Genomic DNA, 16,903 nt, shown 5'->3' with positions numbered 1-16,903 from the left:
TTCGGATCGGCGCCACACCCGGTGCCCGGAAACACAGCCCTCGCGGGAATAATCGGCGTCCCACTTTACGCCGGGCCATGTCCCTCTTTGATTCATGCGCCAAAGTGGGACGACCCCCTACCCGCCGAAGCGTAAGTTGACACTGCGGTTTTTGAGCAGGGCCGCACAACGACCGCGATACCATTTTTATATATAACAAAGGTACAACGGCATGAGATATAACCATAAGACACCGGTCCCCGACTCCCAAGGTCGTGACAACACACCATCGGTCAAGCGACGCCTGGGGCTGTCGGCCGCGCTGGCGGGCATTCTGGCCTTTTCCGCAGGCTCGGCCCAGGCCCAGCAGTGCCAAAATCTGGTCTGGAGCGACGAATTTGATGGTTCCGCGCTGAACACCAACGTCTGGGATATCCAGGAAGGTGACGGCTGCGACTACGGGATTTGTGGCTGGGGTAACAACGAGCTGCAGTCCTACAGCGCCAACAACCTCGAAGTGTCCAACGGCACACTGAAGATCACCGCCCGCAAGGAGCGGGTCAAGGCCAATAACTACACCTCCGGGCGCATTCGCACCGCGAATATGCCGGACAGCGGCCAGTGGACCAACGGCCGGTTTGAGGCCCGGATCAAGCTGCCGGAAGGCCAGGGCCTGTGGCCCGCGTTCTGGATGCTACCCACCGATCCAGACGTTGGCTGGCCGATGAGCGGTGAGATCGACATCCTGGAATCTACCGGCCAGGCGTCCATGCTAGCCCACGGCACCATCCACTACGGCGAGGCCTGGCCCGACAACTCCTTTACCGGCGCCCACATCCTGAGCCAGCCGGAAAAGTGGTCCGACGGTTTCCATACCTACGCCATTGAGTGGACGCCTTATGAAATGCGTTGGTATGTCGACGACATTCTGTACTCAACCATCACTTCATCAGACATAGAAAACAGCAGCTGGTGGACTTTCGAGAACTACCAGTATCACTTCCTGCTGAACGTCGCGGTGGGTGGCACCTGGGGCGGTACGCCCGATGACAGCATTTTCCCGGTTTCCATGGAAGTGGACTACGTCCGCGTCTATGACCAGGGTCAACCGGCCATCGACGGTCCCCACATCGTCGCACCGAACGAATCGGCCACCTATGACCTGGTGGGCGAAGTCGGCACCGACAGCACCTACACCTGGAGCGTCCCGGCCGGGGCCACGCTGACTGGCCAGGGTACGGCTACCGCGCAAGTGGATTACACGGGTGCGACGTCGGGTAACCTGTCGGTAGAGGTTTCCAACAGTTGCGGCACCCATACCCTCAACATCCCGGTGTTCATTGAGCCGGATCACGGTGTGGAGACGGTTCTGGACGACTTCGATGGCAACAGCGCACTGACCTACACCAGCTATACCGGTACGTTCGACACCACCGGTGGTGTTCTGACCTACACCCGCGACGGCGCCAGCCAGTGGGATGTGATCGCGACCACCACCAGCGCTCTGCCGGATGTTGCGCCCTTCCTGACCGGCGATAAAGCCTTCGTCATGGACGTCAACAACACCGATCCGAACCTGGTGGGCAAGCAGATCCTGGTTCAACTGGAAAATACCGCGACCGCCACGGCGGACAACTACCCCACCGGACGGCACAGCAAGTATGAAGCCTTCGTTGAGCATGCCAACGGCTGGCAGACCCTGCGTTTCCGCCTGGCTGATCGCATCGATGGCGAAACCACCAACACCGACGTCGACTCGATCATGTTCCTGATTGATCCCGATGCCTTTACTTCCGACACCTATGTGATCGACAACATTGCGATCCTGGGCGCGGGCGGTTCGACCGGTGACGGCGGTGGTGATGAAGCGGCCAGCTCCGTGGTGGTCAGCAGCGTCAGCACCGGCACCGAAAGCGCCGGACGCGGCCAGAAGTTTGGCACCGCCACCGTGACCATTGCGGACGATCTGGGCGATCCGGTCAGCGGCGCGACCGTAACCGGTAATTTCTCCGGCACCTGGAGTGAGACCCAGTCCGCCACCACCGATGCCAATGGCGTAGCCAGCTTTACTACCAGCACCAGCGCCAGTGGCGGTGTCACGGTCAACTTCTGTGTCAGCGACGTTGCCGACACAACACTGACCTTCGACAGCGCCAACAGCACCGGTATCTGTCAGTAACCTCCCTTTAAAGGGTCCCACCTGCCTGTCCGGTGACGTAGGTCGCCGGACAGGTTTTCTCCTCGCACTAATCTTCCACCACGGCTATCTCGGGCCCGCCCGAGCCACCGGACTGCTGCCATAAGGTAGCCCCCAGCGTCCGGGCAATAGCGCGATAGCGCTGACTGATCGCCGAGTCCGCATCATCAGCCACCGTGGGCGTGCCGCCGTCAGTGGTTTCCCGAATGGACAGATCCAGGGGCAGCGACCCCAGGAGCCGCGTATCGTAATCCCGGGCAATACGCTCACCGCCACCGGCCCCGAAAATGTGTTCTTCGTGACCACAGTTGGAGCAGACGTGGACCGCCATGTTCTCCACTACGCCCAACACCGGCACCTTCACTTTGCGGAACATTTCAATGCCTTTCTGGGCATCCAACAGAGCAATATCCTGGGGGGTAGTGACAATCACCGCACCGGTAACCGGCACTTTCTGGGACAGCGTCAGTTGAATATCACCGGTGCCCGGGGGCATATCGACAATCAGGTAGTCGACATTGTCCCAGCGGGTCTGGGTCAGCAGTTGCTGCAGCGCGCCACTGACCATAGGGCCGCGCCAGACCATGGGGGTCTGCTCGGTGACCAGGTAACCCATGGAGATGGACTGGATGCCGTGGGCTTCGATGGGCACCATCATCTGCTTGCCATCGACATCCACCACCTCGGGCCGCCGCTGGCCCACGCCCAGCATTTTGGGCTGGCTGGGGCCGTAGATATCGGCATCGAGAATACCCACCCGGGCCCCCTCGGCGGCCAGGGCCAGGGCGAGATTGACCGCGGTGGTGGATTTGCCAACCCCACCTTTGCCGGAGGCGACGGCGATGATGTTTTTCACCCCGGGGATTTCGCCTCCGGTATTGGCGCCGCCCCGGGCGGGAATGGCCCAGTCGAGATTGACCGCAACCGAGTCCACGCCATCGATTGACGACACGGCCTCATTAACTGCGCCCGCCAGTTCCTCCGCGACACCTTCGGCGGGGTAGCCCAGGGTAAGAGAGATTTCGGCTTCGCCAGCGTCCAGGTGAACTTCGGGAGTCACCCCCAATTCACCCAAAGACAGACCGGTTGTGGGGTCTTTGACGGCTTTTACGGCGTTTTCGAGGGCACTTTTGGCTTGTTCAGACATAATATTTCGAATTCCTTTGGGCTTGGGTGGATAGCCGGTAGTCCGGCCTCGGCAGGGGATACCCCATTGGAGACCCGCCGTGAATACATCCCTGTAGGCTTCTCGTCGGCTCCCTGCCTCCGAGAGTCTCCAATGGGGTATCCCCTGCCGAGGCCTCAGTGCCAATTTGGCAGCACGGTAGAGCAGCAACTTCAACGCTGGGTTACGGCGGGTACGCGCTTTGCGCTCCGAAGCGTCGGACCGACCGCCCTACGCCGATGTATGGCTTAAAACAGGCACACATCCATAGTTGTACCAGCAAAATACCACCAGAGGCTCAAATGGCACTGAGGCGAAAGCGGGAGGAAGGGGGTTTGGAAACTCTCGGAGGCATGGAGCCGACGAGAAGCCCCCATGGATGGGTTCACGGCGGGTTTCCAAACCCCCTTCCTCCCGCTTTCGCCGGACGTTCAGTCACCCACGGTTACTGCAGTAACAAAAGGTTCAATGCCCACATTATTGCATCGAAACGGGAAAAACCAAGTGTTGTAGTCAACTTTTCCGGCTAACCCCCTGAAGAAACGGGCAAAATTTGCTATAGTGCGCCTCCTTTTTTCACCATCAGACGATCGCAGAGACCATGAGCCAAGCCGCCCGCAAAATCCTCGTGACCAGTGCCCTCCCCTACGCCAACGGCGACCTACACCTCGGGCACCTCATGGAGCAGATCCAGACCGACATCTGGGTGCGCTTCCAGAAACTGCGCGGCCACGACTGCCTCTACGTCTGTGCCGACGACGCCCACGGCACCGCCATCACCCTCAAGGCCGAAGAGCTGGGCCTGAGCCCCGAGCAACACATCGAGCGGATGCACACCGCCCATAAAGCCGTGTCCGAAGGGTTTCTGATCCACCACGACAACTACTACAGCACCCACTCGGCGGAAAACCGCGAGCTGGCCGAACTGATTTACACCCGACTGGACGCCAACGGCCATATCGCCCGGCGCGAGATTACCCAGGCGTTTGACCCGGTCAAGGAGCTGTTCCTGGCCGACCGGTACATCAAAGGCACCTGCCCCAAGTGCAAAACGCCGGATCAGTACGGCGACAACTGCGAAGCCTGCGGTGCCACCTATTCGCCGATGGACCTGATCGACCCGGTCTCTGCCCTGTCCGGTGCCACACCGGTACCCAGGCAGTCCGAGCACTTCTTTTTCAGGCTGCCCGAATTTGCCGACTTCCTGAAACAGTGGACCCGTGCCGGCCATCTGCAGGACGAAGTGGCCAACAAGGTGTCCGAATGGCTGGATTCTGACCTGCACGAGTGGGATATCTCCCGGGATGCGCCCTATTTCGGTTTTGAAATTCCCGGCCAGCCCGGCAAATACTTTTACGTCTGGCTGGACGCCCCCATCGGCTACATCGCCAGCCTGAAAAACCTGCTGGATGCCCAGGGCAAGGACTGGAACGACTACTGGAAGCCGGATTCCGACGCCGAGGTGTACCACTTCATCGGTAAGGACATCATCAACTTCCACGCTCTGTTCTGGCCGGCCATGCTGCACTCGGCGGGCTTCCGCACACCGACCAAAATCTGCGTGCACGGGTTTGTCACCGTCAATGGCAAGAAGATGTCCAAGTCGCGCGGGACCTTTATCAATGGCCAGACCTATCTGGACCACCTGAATCCGGAATACCTGCGCTACTACTTCGCCGCCAAGCTGACCGGCGCCGTGGACGATCTGGACCTGAATCTGGATGACTTTATCCAGCGGGTCAACAGCGACCTGGTGGGCAAGGTGGTCAACATCGCCAGCCGCACCGCGAAGTTTGTCCAGAAAAGCGGCGGCACGCTGGCGAACGAGATCGCCGAGCCGGAGCTCTGGCAGCGGTTTGTAGATGCCGAAGCGAGCATCGCCGAGCACTACGAGAACCGCGAATTCAGCAAAGCCATGCGCGAGATCATGGCCCTGGCCGATGTCGCCAACGAATACATTGCCGCGAAAGAGCCCTGGAAACTGGCCAAAGAGGAAGGCACCGAGGCCGAAGTGCTGGCCATCTGCACCCAGGGCCTGAACTGCTTCCGCGCATTGGTCACCTGGCTCAAACCGGTACTGCCGCAACTGGCGGAGAAGGCCGAAGCCTTCCTGAGCGAGACTCTGGACTGGAGTCAGCCACTGCGTTTCCGTGGCGGTGAGAGCATCGAGAAATTCAAGCCCCTACTGACCCGGGTGGAGAAGGAGCACGTAGACGCCATGATCGAAGCCAGCAAAGAAACCGCCCCGGCCCCGAAAGCGTCCGGCCCTCTGGCGGATGAGCCCATTGCCGAGGAAATCGAATTTGGCGATTTTGCCAAAGTGGATCTGCGTGTGGCGCTGATTGCCAAGGCCGAGCACGTCGAGGGCGCCGACAAGCTGTTGCGCCTGACCCTGGATCTCGGCGGCGAAACCCGCAATGTCTTTGCGGGCATCAAGAGTGCTTATGCCCCGGAAGATATCCAGGGCAAGCTGACCATCATGGTTGCCAACCTCAAGCCGCGTAAAATGAAGTTCGGCATGAGTGAGGGCATGGTGTTGGCGGCCGGGCCCGGCGGTAAAGACATTCATATTTTGGAGCCCCATAGCGGTGCCAAGCCGGGCCAGAGGGTGATGTGAATTAATGGTGGATGACGGCGCTGCGCGCCTTATCCACCCTACGCAGGCTTTGGCACTGAGGCGGATGCGGGGTACACCGCACCTGCTGCGGCATAAGCATATGCTGAAACAGCCTAACCAACGGGGGCTTTTAGATTGAAGGGTTCCCGCTGGTTAACGATAATGTGCGCCTCAGCCGGCGCACTACCCAGGTAAGGACAGGCATGACCGAATTCGCCATCATATTGTTGAGCGCCATTTTGGTGAACAACTTCGTACTGGTTCAGTTTTTGGGACTGTGCCCGTTTATGGGCGTGTCCAACAAACTGGAAACCGCCATCGGCATGGCCGGGGCCACCACCTTTGTGTTGACCCTGGCCTCGGTGTGCAGCTACCTGATCAACACCTGGATACTGATGCCGCTGGACATCGGTTTCATGCGCACCATTTCGTTCATTCTGGTGATTGCGGTAGTAGTACAGTTCTCCAAAATGTTCATTGAGAAAACCAGCCCACTGCTATATCGGGTGCTGGGTATTTTTCTGCCCCTGATCACCACCAATTGCGCGGTGCTGGGCGTGGCTTTGCAGAACACCACCAAGGATCACGGCTTTTTTGAGTCCACGGTCTTCGGCTTTGGTGCGGCACTGGGGTTTTCGCTGGTGCTGATTCTGTTCTCCGCCATGCGCGAGCGCCTCGCCGTGGCCGATGTGCCGACACCGTTCAAAGGCGCCGCCATCGGCATGATTACCGCCGGTTTGATGTCCCTGGCCTTTATGGGCTTTGGTGGTTTGGTCTAGCGCCGAACCGACCGTTCACCGACTGACTCGCATCGACTTATGCTGGACCTGATCATACAAAATCCGATTGCCTCGGCGCTGATTGCGCTCGGTAGCCTGGCGCTTATTTTCGGTGCCATATTGGGCTATGCCGCCGTGCGCTTTCGTCTGGAGGAAGACCCGGTCATCCAGCAGATTGATGACCTCCTGCCCCAGACCCAGTGCGGTCAGTGCGGCTATCCGGGCTGTCGCCCCTATGCCCAGGCCATTGCCAATGGCGATGCGATCAATAAGTGCCCTCCCGGTGGTCAGGCCACCATCAACGCCCTGGCGGATCTGCTGGATGTGGAAGCGCCGACACTGGACGCTGAACATGGCGAAGAGTCCGAAGTAAAAAAGGTGGCGTACATCCGGGAAGACGAGTGCATCGGCTGCACCAAATGCATTCAGGCCTGTCCGGTGGATGCCATTATCGGGGCGGCCAAGCAGATGCACACGGTGATTGTGGATGAGTGCACCGGCTGCGATCTGTGCGTCGAGCCCTGCCCGGTCGATTGCATCGATATGGTGCCCATCGAAACCGGCCTCAACGAGTGGAAATGGGCGAAACCGGCTCCGGCCGAAGCGCAGGCGATCAACCTGATTGCCACTGATCGAGACACCACAGGTGAAGCGGCTTAATGGGTAGTTTAATCAAAGTGTGGGACATTCCCGGTGGCGTTCACCCGCCGGAGAACAAGGCGCAATCTCTGCAGTTACCGCTGGCCAGAATGCCCTTGCCTCCGGTGCTGACACTGCCCCTGAATCAACACATCGGCAAACCCGCCAAACCCGTGGTTACCGTGGGCGAACGGGTTCTGGGCGGCCAGCTCGTGGCTGAAGCCGAAGGCGTTTTCAGCGCCCGGGTGCACGCCCCGACGTCCGGCGTCGTCAGTGCCATTGAGGACCGCCTGATTCCCCACCCCTCCGGTTATTCCGCACCCTGTATCGTCATTGATGTGGACGGCAAGGATGAGTGGATACCGCTGGAGCGGTGCGACGACTATGATGCGCTGGACAAGAGCGAACTGCTTGGCAAAATACGCAGTGCGGGTGTCGCCGGGCTGGGCGGTGCCGGCTTCCCCACCTCGGTGAAACTGAGCCCACGCGCCGACCACCGCATTCATACCCTGATCATTAACGGCACCGAGTGCGAGCCCTATATCACCGCCGATGACATGCTGATGCAGGTCAAGGCGGACGAAATTGTCGCCGGCACCCTACTGCTGGCCAAGCTGCTCGACCATCCCAAGGCGCTGTTGATCGGCGTTGAGGACAACAAGCCCAAGGCCATTGCCGCGCTGGAAAAGGCGGCCGAGGGCACGCCGGTGCAGGTGGTGTCGTTTCCCACCAAATACCCCTCCGGGGGTGAAAAGCAACTGATCCAGATTCTGACGGGCAAAGAGGTCCCCAGCGGCCAGATACCCGCCAGCATTGGTGTAGTGTGCCAGAACGTGGGCACCACGGTGGCCGCCTATCGGGCGGTGCGTTACGGCGAACCACTGGTATCCCGCATCACGACCCTGGTGGGTGAGGCGCTGACAACCCAGCGCAATGTGGAGGTGTTACTCGGTACACCGATCGACTTTCTTCTCGAGCAGCACGGCTTCGACGCAAAGAAAGCCTCGCGCCTGGTGATGGGCGGCCCCATGATGGGCTTTGCCCTGCCGGAGCCCAGTGTGCCGGTGATCAAAACCACCAACTGCATTCTGGCACCCACGAAAAAAGAACTGCCGCCACCCCAGCCGGCGCAAGCCTGCATCCGCTGTGGCTTGTGTGCCGAGGCCTGCCCGGCGAGCCTGTTACCGCAGCAACTGTTCTGGTACGCCCAGGCGGAGGATTACGAAAAGCTCGAAGCGCACAGCCTGTTCGACTGCATTGAATGCGGTGCCTGCTCCTACGTCTGCCCCAGCCATATTCCGCTGGTGCAGTACTATCGGGCTTCAAAAGGGGCGATCCGCCAGCAACAACAGGAAAAAGAGAAGTCCGACCGGGCCCGGCGCCGTTTTGAGTTCCGTCAGGAACGCATCGCCAAAGAAGAAGCCGAAAAGGCCGCCAAGCGTGAAGCCCGTAAAAAGGCGGCCGAGGAAGCCAAGCGCAAACTGGCCGAGCAGAAAAGCGATGCGCCGGCGGCCAAAGCCGACCCGGTGGCGGATGCGCTGGCCAAAGCGCAGGCCAGACAGCAATCTCCCGAAGCGCAGCGGGCCAAACTGGAGCGCAACCTGGCGGCGGCCAAGGACCGTCTGGAAAAAGCCCAACGCCCCCTTGAACCGGGCGAGCCGGGTGCCGAGGTTACCGACGAGCAGCGCGAGAAACAGAAAGCACGCATCAAGCAGGCGGAACTGAAAGTCCGTGAAGCGGAAGACAAATTGCACCAGCTGGAGCAAGGCAGCGGTGCCACCAAGGCGCGAGATGACAGCGAAACAAAGCCGGCGGACGACCCGGTATCCGCTGCTATCGCCCGCGCTCAGGCCAAGATGACCATGAGCCCGGAAGACAAACTGAAGTCCAGCCTGGAATCGCTGTACAAGCGCCTGGCGAAAGCCGAGGAAAAAGCCGACGCCGCACGCGCATCCGGCGACGACAAAGCCGATGCCCTGCAACAGGGCGTCGACAAGCTCAAGCAGAAAATTGCCGACACCCAGCAGGAGCTGTCCGAACTGGCGCCGTCCACGGTGGCCGAACCCAGTTCGGCCTCACGCCATACCGACGATGTGGCCAGTATGGCGATCGAGCGGGCGAAAGCGAAAGCCGCCGCGATGGGAACCATGAGTGCCGAAGATAAACAACGGGCCCAGATCGAGTCACTCAAAGCCCGCATTGAGAAAGCCCGCCAGCGACTGGAAAAAGCCGAGGCGGAGCAGGACGAGAACGTGGACGCGTTTCGCACCGGCCTCACCAAGCTGGAAGACAAACTGCAACAACTGACCGAGGGCCGGTAAGCGATGTTGAGGGTCACCTCCCCCCACACACACAGTACCCGTGGTACCGGGCAACTGATGCGCCTGGTGGTGTTCGCCACGCTGCCCGGCCTGGTCGCCATGACCCTGGCTTTTGGCTGGGGCAGCCTGTTCAATGTGCTGCTGGCCAGTCTGTCCGCTTTGGCGTTTGAAGCACTGGTCATGAAGCTGCGCGGGCGTCCGGTGATGTTTTATCTGCGTGATTGCAGCGCTCTGGTCACCGGTGTGCTACTCGGTTTGGCGCTGCCGCCCTACTGCCCCTGGTGGCTGGTGGTGACCGGCAGCGGCATTGCCATTATCCTGGCCAAACAGCTCTATGGCGGCATGGGCTACAACCCGTTCAACCCGGCCATGGTCGGCTATGTGGTGTTGCTGATTTCGTTCCCGGTGGACATGACCCAGTGGGCCGCTCCGGCCGCGACCCTGGCCGAAGGTCAAAGCCTGGTCGGGTTGACTGAGGGCCTCAAGCAGATTTTCGCTGGCGTGCCGGTGGACGGCTACACCGCAGCCACCCCGCTGGATGTCATGAAGCAGAACACCGGTCAGACCATGGCCGATCTCTACACCAGCGATCCGACCCTGAATGCCGGCTGGCTGGCCGGTGCCGGCTGGGAATGGGTCAACCTGGGCTTCCTGCTCGGCGGCGCCTTCCTGCTGTATCAGCGGGTGTTCACCTGGCACGCCCCGGTGGCCATGCTGGTCGCCCTGGCGGTGATGTCTGTACTATTCTTTGATGGTAGCTCGGCCAGCAACGGCTCTCCGGTCTTTCATCTGTTGTCCGGGGCCACCATGTTCGGGGCCTTCTTTATCGTGACCGATCCGGTCAGTTCGGCGGTGAGCACCCGGGGACGATTGATTTATGGCGCCTTGATCGGAATTTTGCTGTACGTCATGCGGGCCTGGAGCAATTACCCCGATGCGGTCGCCTTCGCGGTACTGCTGGCCAATTTTGCCGCGCCCTTTATCGATTATTACACGCTGCCCCGCACCTACGGTCATACCAAGGCGCGCCGCGCGACCGAAAAGGAGGAACACTAGATGTTCGGTTGGTCGATTGGTAAAAACAGCCTGTTATTGGGGGCTTTTGCACTGGTAACCGCCGGTGTGCTTGCCGGTACCTACCAGGCCACCCGGGATCAGATCGCGGATGCCGAGCGGCAGGCGGCCGCCGCCGCTCTACTGGAAATCATTCCGGAAGATCAGCATGATAACGACCTGCTGACCGACACCTTAGCCGTGCCGGAGGAGGCGCTGGACACCCTGGGCCTGCGCCAGCCAGAGGCCATTCACCTGGCCCGCCAGAACGGGCAGGTTGAAGCGGTGATCATTCCCGCCGTCGCGCCCGACGGCTACAGCGGAAATATCCGGATGATCGTGGGCGTTCACCGGGATGGCCGAATTGCCGGTGTGCGGGTGCTCACCCACAATGAAACTCCGGGCCTGGGTGATAAGGTGGACCTGAAAAAAAGCGACTGGATACTGGGCTTTCACGGCCGCTCCCTCGGGAATCCGGCAGCGGAAGACTGGCGCGTGAAAAAAGACGGAGGCGCCTTCGACCAGTTTACCGGTGCCACTATCACCCCACGAGCGGTGGTGCATCAGGTTCGACGTGTCCTGGAATTTGTGGACCAGTACCACACGGTGCTCTTCCCGGACGACGTCCCCGAGAAAGCCCCTGAAACTTCTGAAAACACAGGCACGACGCAATGAGTGAAGCCGCCGACTATCAAGCGATTTCCAAAAACGGCCTCTGGACCAACAACCCGGCGCTGGTACAACTGCTTGGCCTGTGTCCGCTGTTGGCGGTGACCGGCTCTGTGGTCAACGCGCTGGGGTTGGGACTGGCTACGTTACTGGTACTGACCAGCTCCAACATTATTGTGTCCCTGATTCGCAAAGGCGTCAGTGATGCGGTGCGCCTGCCCGCTTTCGTGATGATCATTGCAGCCCTGACCACCTGCATCGAACTGTTGATGCGAGCATTCACTTACGAGCTGTACACCATTCTCGGGATTTTCATTCCGCTGATTGTGACCAACTGCGCCATTCTGGGGCGGGCCGACGCCTTTGCCAGTAAAAACCCGGTGCTGCCGTCAGCCGCCGACGGGTTGATGATGGGAATGGGCTTCATGTTTGTGCTACTGGCCGTGGGCTCAGTGCGTGAACTGCTCGGTAACGGCACTTTATTCGATGACATGCACTTGCTGCTGGGCGAAGGCGCCCGCGACTGGACCTGGCAACCCTTCGAGCACTATCCGGGTTTTCTCGTGGCCGTGCTTCCCCCCGGCGCCTTTATCGTGACCGGCTTTCTGATTGCGCTGAAAAACAGTGTTGACGCTCAGTTGAAAAGACGCGAAGCCGCGCGTAGCACCAAGCCGGTCAAAGGCAGCAAACGGGTACGTACCACCGGGAATATCAGCTAACCCCCCTGATAGGCAATCTCTCGGCAGAGTGATGAAATATCCGTTAGACTTAGAGTCTACCGTTCATCACCTACCGAGGGATACGTCTATGCTCGACACCGAAAAGATCAACGAACTGATCAGTCTTTACGTCATACCCTGGGCCATCAACATTGTCACGGCCCTGCTGATTTTCATTATCGGCCGGATCATCATCAGCATCCTCGTCGGTATTCTCGGTAAGGTGCTGGGTCGCACCAAGCTGGACAGCATACTGATTGAGTTCACCCAAACCATTGCCAAAGTGCTGCTGCTCATTTTTGTCATCGTGGCCGCGTTGGACCAGTTGGGTGTGAACACCACTTCCCTGATTGCCGTTCTCGGTGCGGCCGGCCTGGCCATCGGCCTGGCGCTGCAGGGATCGCTGCAGAACTTTGCCGCTGGCTTCCTGCTGCTGGTGCTGCGCCCGTTCAAAGCCGGAGACTATATCGAGGCCGCTGGCACGGCGGGAATGGTGGAAAAGATCAGTATTTTCTCGACCATTCTGCGTACGCCAGACAACAAAGAAGTCACCATCCCCAACGGCGCCATTTACGGAGGGAATATCATCAACTACTCCGCCCGGGACACCCGGCGGGTGGATATGGTATTTGGTATCAGCTACGGCGACGATCTGAAAAAAGCCAAGGAAGTCATGATGGCCGCGCTCACATCGGACGAGCGGGTACTGCAGGATCCCGCACCGAACGTTGCCGTATCGGCCCTGGCCGATAGTAGTGTCAACTTCATCGTGCGGCCCTGGGTGAAAACCGAGGATTACTGGCCGGTGTACTGGGACATGACCGAGAAAATCAAGGTGGAGCTGGAAGCGAACGGTATGAGCATCCCCTTCCCCCAGCGCGACCTCCATATCTTCAACGAAAAACCATAGTTCTCCGGGGCGCCGCCAAACGGCGCCCCTTCTCATGTCACCTCACAACGAACCGGGCTTTTCTACAACCAGATATTGATCCACATCGAGCGCCCCCAACCGTTGCTCTGTTCCGTCCGGCCAGACAACTCTCAATTCGTCGATTTGTTGGCTCTCGCCCAGCCCGAAATGGGCCACCAGCGGATCGTTAGACAGATAATTGGACCCCAATCGGATCTCTCTCACTTGTGACAACTGGCCGCTGCGCACATGGACCTTGGCCCCGATACCGTCCAGGTTGTCCGGCCCACCACGAAGCCTCACGGTGAAGAAGTGATGCCCCGTCTGGGCGACGTTGCGAAATACAGTCACGGGTTCACCACTGTGACTGATAAAAATATCCACTTTACCGTCGCGGTCGTAATCAAAACAGCTGACGCCACGCCCCTGCCGTGTATGATTCAGCCCGACCTCCAGTGCCCGCTCCGTGAACGTGCCGTCACCATTGTTGATATACAGCAGGCTGGGGTCGTGGATGAACTGGGCAAAGATGGCTTCATTGGCGACATTTTTACTGGTCATGCCGTTGGTGTGGAAAATATCCAGCCAACCGTCATTGTTGAAGTCAGCAAAACAGGCACCCCACCCCCAGAATCCGGGGCGCACACCCGCCTTGTCGGTGGCGTCATCAAAGCGCCCCTGGCCATCATTCCGATAAAGTCTGTTGCCGGACTCTCCTCCAACGTAAGCCTTGTGCTCAAGAGGGTTCCATATCGACGTCACAAACCAGTCAAGGTCGCCATCATTGTCGTAGTCTCCAACCGCCATTCCCATGCCGTTCTCATCCGAAATCACCGCATCAGTCCGATCGACAAACCCTGCGCCCGACTCGTTGATCAGCACCTGACTGGTCAGAAAATCTCCAGCCAGTAACAGATCCGGCCAGCCATTGTTGTTGAGATCCGTAAACGCGGCGGTAAATACGAGCCCGAGCTTCCCCGTCTGGGGAGACTCCCGGGTGGGAGGCAACAGATCACTGGCATCCGCGAACTGACCTTCGCCCTTATTGCGCCATAAATACCCACTGTTGTCCGCACCGGCCGTGAACCCCCAGTGCGCCGCGTACAGATCAATCCGACCGTCCCGGTCGAAGTCACCGGCGGAAAGACTGTGCGTAAAACGATTGAATCCGATACCGGCTTTGAAAGGATCCGGCAGAAAAAAGCCGTCTCCCTGGTTCTGATAGACTCTCAGGAAATCATCGTGACGGTTGTCCTCTACGAGCAGGAGATCCCGGTGTCCATTCTGATCATAGTCAAAAAAGAGTGCACCGAACTGCTGACTGCGCAATGTACCGATGGCAAGCTCGGTCGTTTCTTCAAAGGTGCCATCACCCTGGTTGCGATACAGTTTTCCGGGCAACACAGAATGACTGATAAACAGATCATCCCAGCCGTCGCCATCGTAGTCACCCACCGCTATCCCACCCGAGACCCGGTGTTGCTCGTCGCCATTACCCACGACCGGCAGTGAATAATCCAGTCCCGTCATTACGGTCGCATCCACAAACCAGGGTTCCCGCATCGGCTCAGGCTCGTCCCGCGTCGCCGTCTGCACAGAGGACGGCAACGCGGGCTGGAAAGTCACGGGCTGCCCAACGAACGATCCGGTGCGGGCATATAGCCGCTCGCCATCCGGGCCATCATCATCGGCGTCGGGCAGCCAGCGTGCCAGACACTCGGGGTCCGTGGTACAGGGATCGGTCAGGGTCTCCAGAAAAGCTTCGAGATACCGGGCATGCACCGGGTCAAAACGACGGTGAGACAGGTACTTCCAACTGCCACTGTCCCTGGCCTGCTCCAGTGCCTCCAGGGAGCGATTCCGGTAGCGCTCCCGGTCGGTTGGAATACCCTTGAACTGCGGATTGCTCTGCAGGCTGTAGTCATAGGCGAGCACCGAGGTTTCCACATCCATATGATGGCGGATCGCCTGGCTCAGGGTAAGAAAGGCGCCGGTGTGCCCCCAAGGGCCGGTTACCGAGACGTTCAGCAACGAGGGCGTACGAAACGCGTATCGGTCATCGGGGTGAGAGCTCTCGAGCATTCGCCCCAGATCAAATCCGTGACGATCCTTACCGCGTCCAAACTGGGGGACCGCGAGGTTGTGAAACGACTCGTCGGTAAAGCGACGCCCGGCATGGCACTGACTGCATCCATAACCACCCTCACTCAGCGGCGTATAGAACAGCAAGGCACCGAGGCGCGCGTCTTCGGAAATGGCGCCGTCATCGCCATCGAGAAATCTGAACCAGGGATTATCAAGAAACACTTGTGAGCGTTGATAGTGGGCTTGCGCCAAACCGACCCGCTCCATGGTCACCACTTGCTCGGGGTTCTCTCGGGGGTCATCAAAGGCTGTCTGAAAAAGTGGCAGCCAGGGGCTGCCATCTTCCGCCCCGGTGTCCGTCCCTGCCTCCAGGCCTTGCAAACGCCGCTCAAGGATTCGACGCTTGTCCTGGTTGCTCAATACCTTGTCGGCGTCACGACCGAACATTTCATTGGCGGATGTCAGGGGAAACATCGCCTGGGCGGCCGCCAAATCATTGCCGGCGTGAGGATCCGGCAAATTGCGCAGACTGTCAGGAGTGCGGATGGGCACCGATTGTCCGTCTCCGGTGTTGTGATAGTCCGCCACCTCAACCCGCCCATCCCAGAACAGCCGCCGCTGATAAACATGCAAATTGAAGGTGGTCGGTGAGTTGCGGGGAACATTCGGGCCCCCATCGGCCAGCGGGTCCCGGGCCCGATTACCATTGTGAACCCGGCCCGGCCCAATCAGTTGCGGATCAATGGCATCGACACCCACCGGCAGCGACAAACCATCCCCACCACCCAGCAAGGGGTGGTGACAGGACGCGCAGGCGACATCCCGTTGTTCACTCAGAGACTGACTGAAAAACAACTGTTTACCCAGCTCAAACAGAGCGCCCTCGGAGGCCGTCGAGCCTGCCACCGGCGCTGGCTCCTCACTGAGCCCCAGTGCATCGACCCGCTGCCTGAGCACCTTGAGCACCTGCTCCGGTTCCTTTGGCAGCGCCTCCGCCGAAGCCTCGACCTGAGGTTCAGCTCCGGGTTCGGAGTCAATCAGTTCAACCGAAGATTGTGCTTGGCAAAGTACACTGACCCCTACCAGGCCCCACAACAGATAGGCTTTAGGCATAACTCGGACCCTACTCGTCAGAAAGCTCAGGCGTAGCGCCGTTGGGCGCCGTGTGCAGATCAACTCTCTCAGTCAACGACGGCGTCAACACCCACCGCCCCTGAGCGTAAATGATCGCGTCCTCGGCGATAATCAGATCCAGTTGACGCTCGCGGGCAAGTTCGTCCAGCGCCGTTCGGGCCAGCGGAGACAATTCCTCGAAGATGGCCTGTTTCTGTGCCTGCAACCATCGTTCGAGAGCGCGCCCCGTGTCGATCATTTCCTGCTGGATGTGTTCTGCCCGATCATGCACCATCTCCCGCTGCTGTGCGCTCAGCCCGGGTGCCTGCGCTCGGCGCTCGAGGTTCTGAAGATCGGCTTCGGCCCCTTCAAGGGCGGACTGGTACTGCTGGTAGGTCGGACTGTCGCGCAGCGCCTCCATTCGGGCGACAGCCACATTGGTCGCAAATACGGCATCGGTGAGGTCAACCACGGCAATCGCGGGGTCGGCCCGCGAGCAGGTGCAGAACAACAGGGCGGCAACACCGAAACAGCGGGCCCTGAACGACCTGGAGGCGCCGAGCAACATGCCGGCTTCTGACAGAAACAGTTGCGAATGATCCATTATTATTAACTCTGCTGAATATCAAAAACCACCCTGAGAAAGTGGTCTTAGAA

Annotated in this window: 12 protein-coding genes; 9 read left to right on the top strand and 3 right to left on the bottom strand. The window is 59.6% G+C overall.

What is annotated here, in order from left to right; all coding sequences use genetic code 11:
- Positions 1-211 precede the first annotated feature (211 nt).
- Positions 212-2,158, top strand: a complete 1,947-nt coding sequence (locus OOT55_RS01485; RefSeq protein ID WP_265367397.1) for a family 16 glycosylhydrolase — start codon at positions 212-214, stop codon at positions 2,156-2,158.
- A gap of 67 nt (positions 2,159-2,225) precedes the next feature.
- Here the strand turns inward: OOT55_RS01485 and apbC are convergent, their stop codons facing one another.
- Positions 2,226-3,323, bottom strand: a complete 1,098-nt coding sequence (gene apbC / locus OOT55_RS01480) for an iron-sulfur cluster carrier protein ApbC (protein ID WP_265367396.1) — start codon at positions 3,321-3,323, stop codon at positions 2,226-2,228.
- 619 nt (positions 3,324-3,942) lie between these two features.
- Here apbC and metG point away from each other — a divergent pair.
- From metG to OOT55_RS01440, 8 genes are all read left to right on the top strand, one after another.
- The gene (metG, locus tag OOT55_RS01475) at positions 3,943-5,958 is read left to right on the top strand and encodes a methionine--tRNA ligase (protein WP_265367395.1); all 2,016 of its coding nucleotides are present in this window, start codon (positions 3,943-3,945) and stop codon (positions 5,956-5,958) included.
- A gap of 203 nt (positions 5,959-6,161) precedes the next feature.
- On the top strand, positions 6,162-6,737 hold the full coding sequence (gene rsxA / locus OOT55_RS01470) for an electron transport complex subunit RsxA (protein ID WP_024459490.1): 576 nt from the start codon (positions 6,162-6,164) through the stop codon (positions 6,735-6,737).
- A 39-nt stretch (positions 6,738-6,776) separates the two neighbouring features.
- Complete coding sequence (gene rsxB / locus OOT55_RS01465) at positions 6,777-7,397, top strand: electron transport complex subunit RsxB (protein ID WP_265367394.1); 621 nt, start codon at positions 6,777-6,779, stop codon at positions 7,395-7,397.
- Complete coding sequence (gene rsxC / locus OOT55_RS01460; RefSeq protein ID WP_265367393.1) at positions 7,397-9,697, top strand: electron transport complex subunit RsxC; 2,301 nt, start codon at positions 7,397-7,399, stop codon at positions 9,695-9,697. The genes rsxB and rsxC overlap by 1 nt, the downstream gene beginning before the upstream one ends.
- A gap of 3 nt (positions 9,698-9,700) precedes the next feature.
- Positions 9,701-10,753 carry an electron transport complex subunit RsxD gene (gene rsxD / locus OOT55_RS01455; protein WP_265367392.1) on the top strand — a complete coding sequence of 351 codons (1,053 nt, stop codon included), beginning with the start codon at positions 9,701-9,703 and terminating at the stop codon, positions 10,751-10,753.
- Positions 10,754-11,425 (top strand): electron transport complex subunit RsxG, encoded by a 672-nt coding sequence (gene rsxG, locus OOT55_RS01450; protein WP_265367391.1) that lies wholly within the window; start codon positions 10,754-10,756, stop codon positions 11,423-11,425.
- Positions 11,422-12,138, top strand: coding sequence for an electron transport complex subunit E (locus tag OOT55_RS01445; RefSeq protein ID WP_265367390.1), 717 nt, complete (start codon positions 11,422-11,424; stop codon positions 12,136-12,138). Before rsxG ends, OOT55_RS01445 begins: the two co-directional genes overlap by 4 nt.
- Positions 12,139-12,226: 88 nt before the next feature.
- Complete coding sequence (locus OOT55_RS01440; protein ID WP_265367389.1) at positions 12,227-13,048, top strand: mechanosensitive ion channel family protein; 822 nt, start codon at positions 12,227-12,229, stop codon at positions 13,046-13,048.
- A gap of 42 nt (positions 13,049-13,090) precedes the next feature.
- On the opposite strand, the gene OOT55_RS01435 is transcribed toward OOT55_RS01440, so the two are convergent.
- Entirely contained in the window at positions 13,091-16,246 is a 3,156-nt protein-coding gene (locus OOT55_RS01435; RefSeq protein WP_265367388.1) for an FG-GAP-like repeat-containing protein, read from the bottom strand.
- Positions 16,247-16,256: 10 nt separating this feature from the next.
- The gene (locus OOT55_RS01430; protein WP_265367387.1) at positions 16,257-16,850 is read right to left on the bottom strand and encodes an OmpH family outer membrane protein; all 594 of its coding nucleotides are present in this window, start codon (positions 16,848-16,850) and stop codon (positions 16,257-16,259) included.
- Positions 16,851-16,903 lie beyond the last annotated feature (53 nt).

Origin of the sequence: Marinimicrobium sp. C6131 (assembly GCF_026153455.1) — a bacterium.
GTDB lineage: Bacteria > Pseudomonadota > Gammaproteobacteria > Pseudomonadales > Cellvibrionaceae > Marinimicrobium.
The sequence above is the reverse complement of the archived record's forward strand: the minus strand, read 5'-3'. Positions and strand labels throughout refer to the sequence as shown.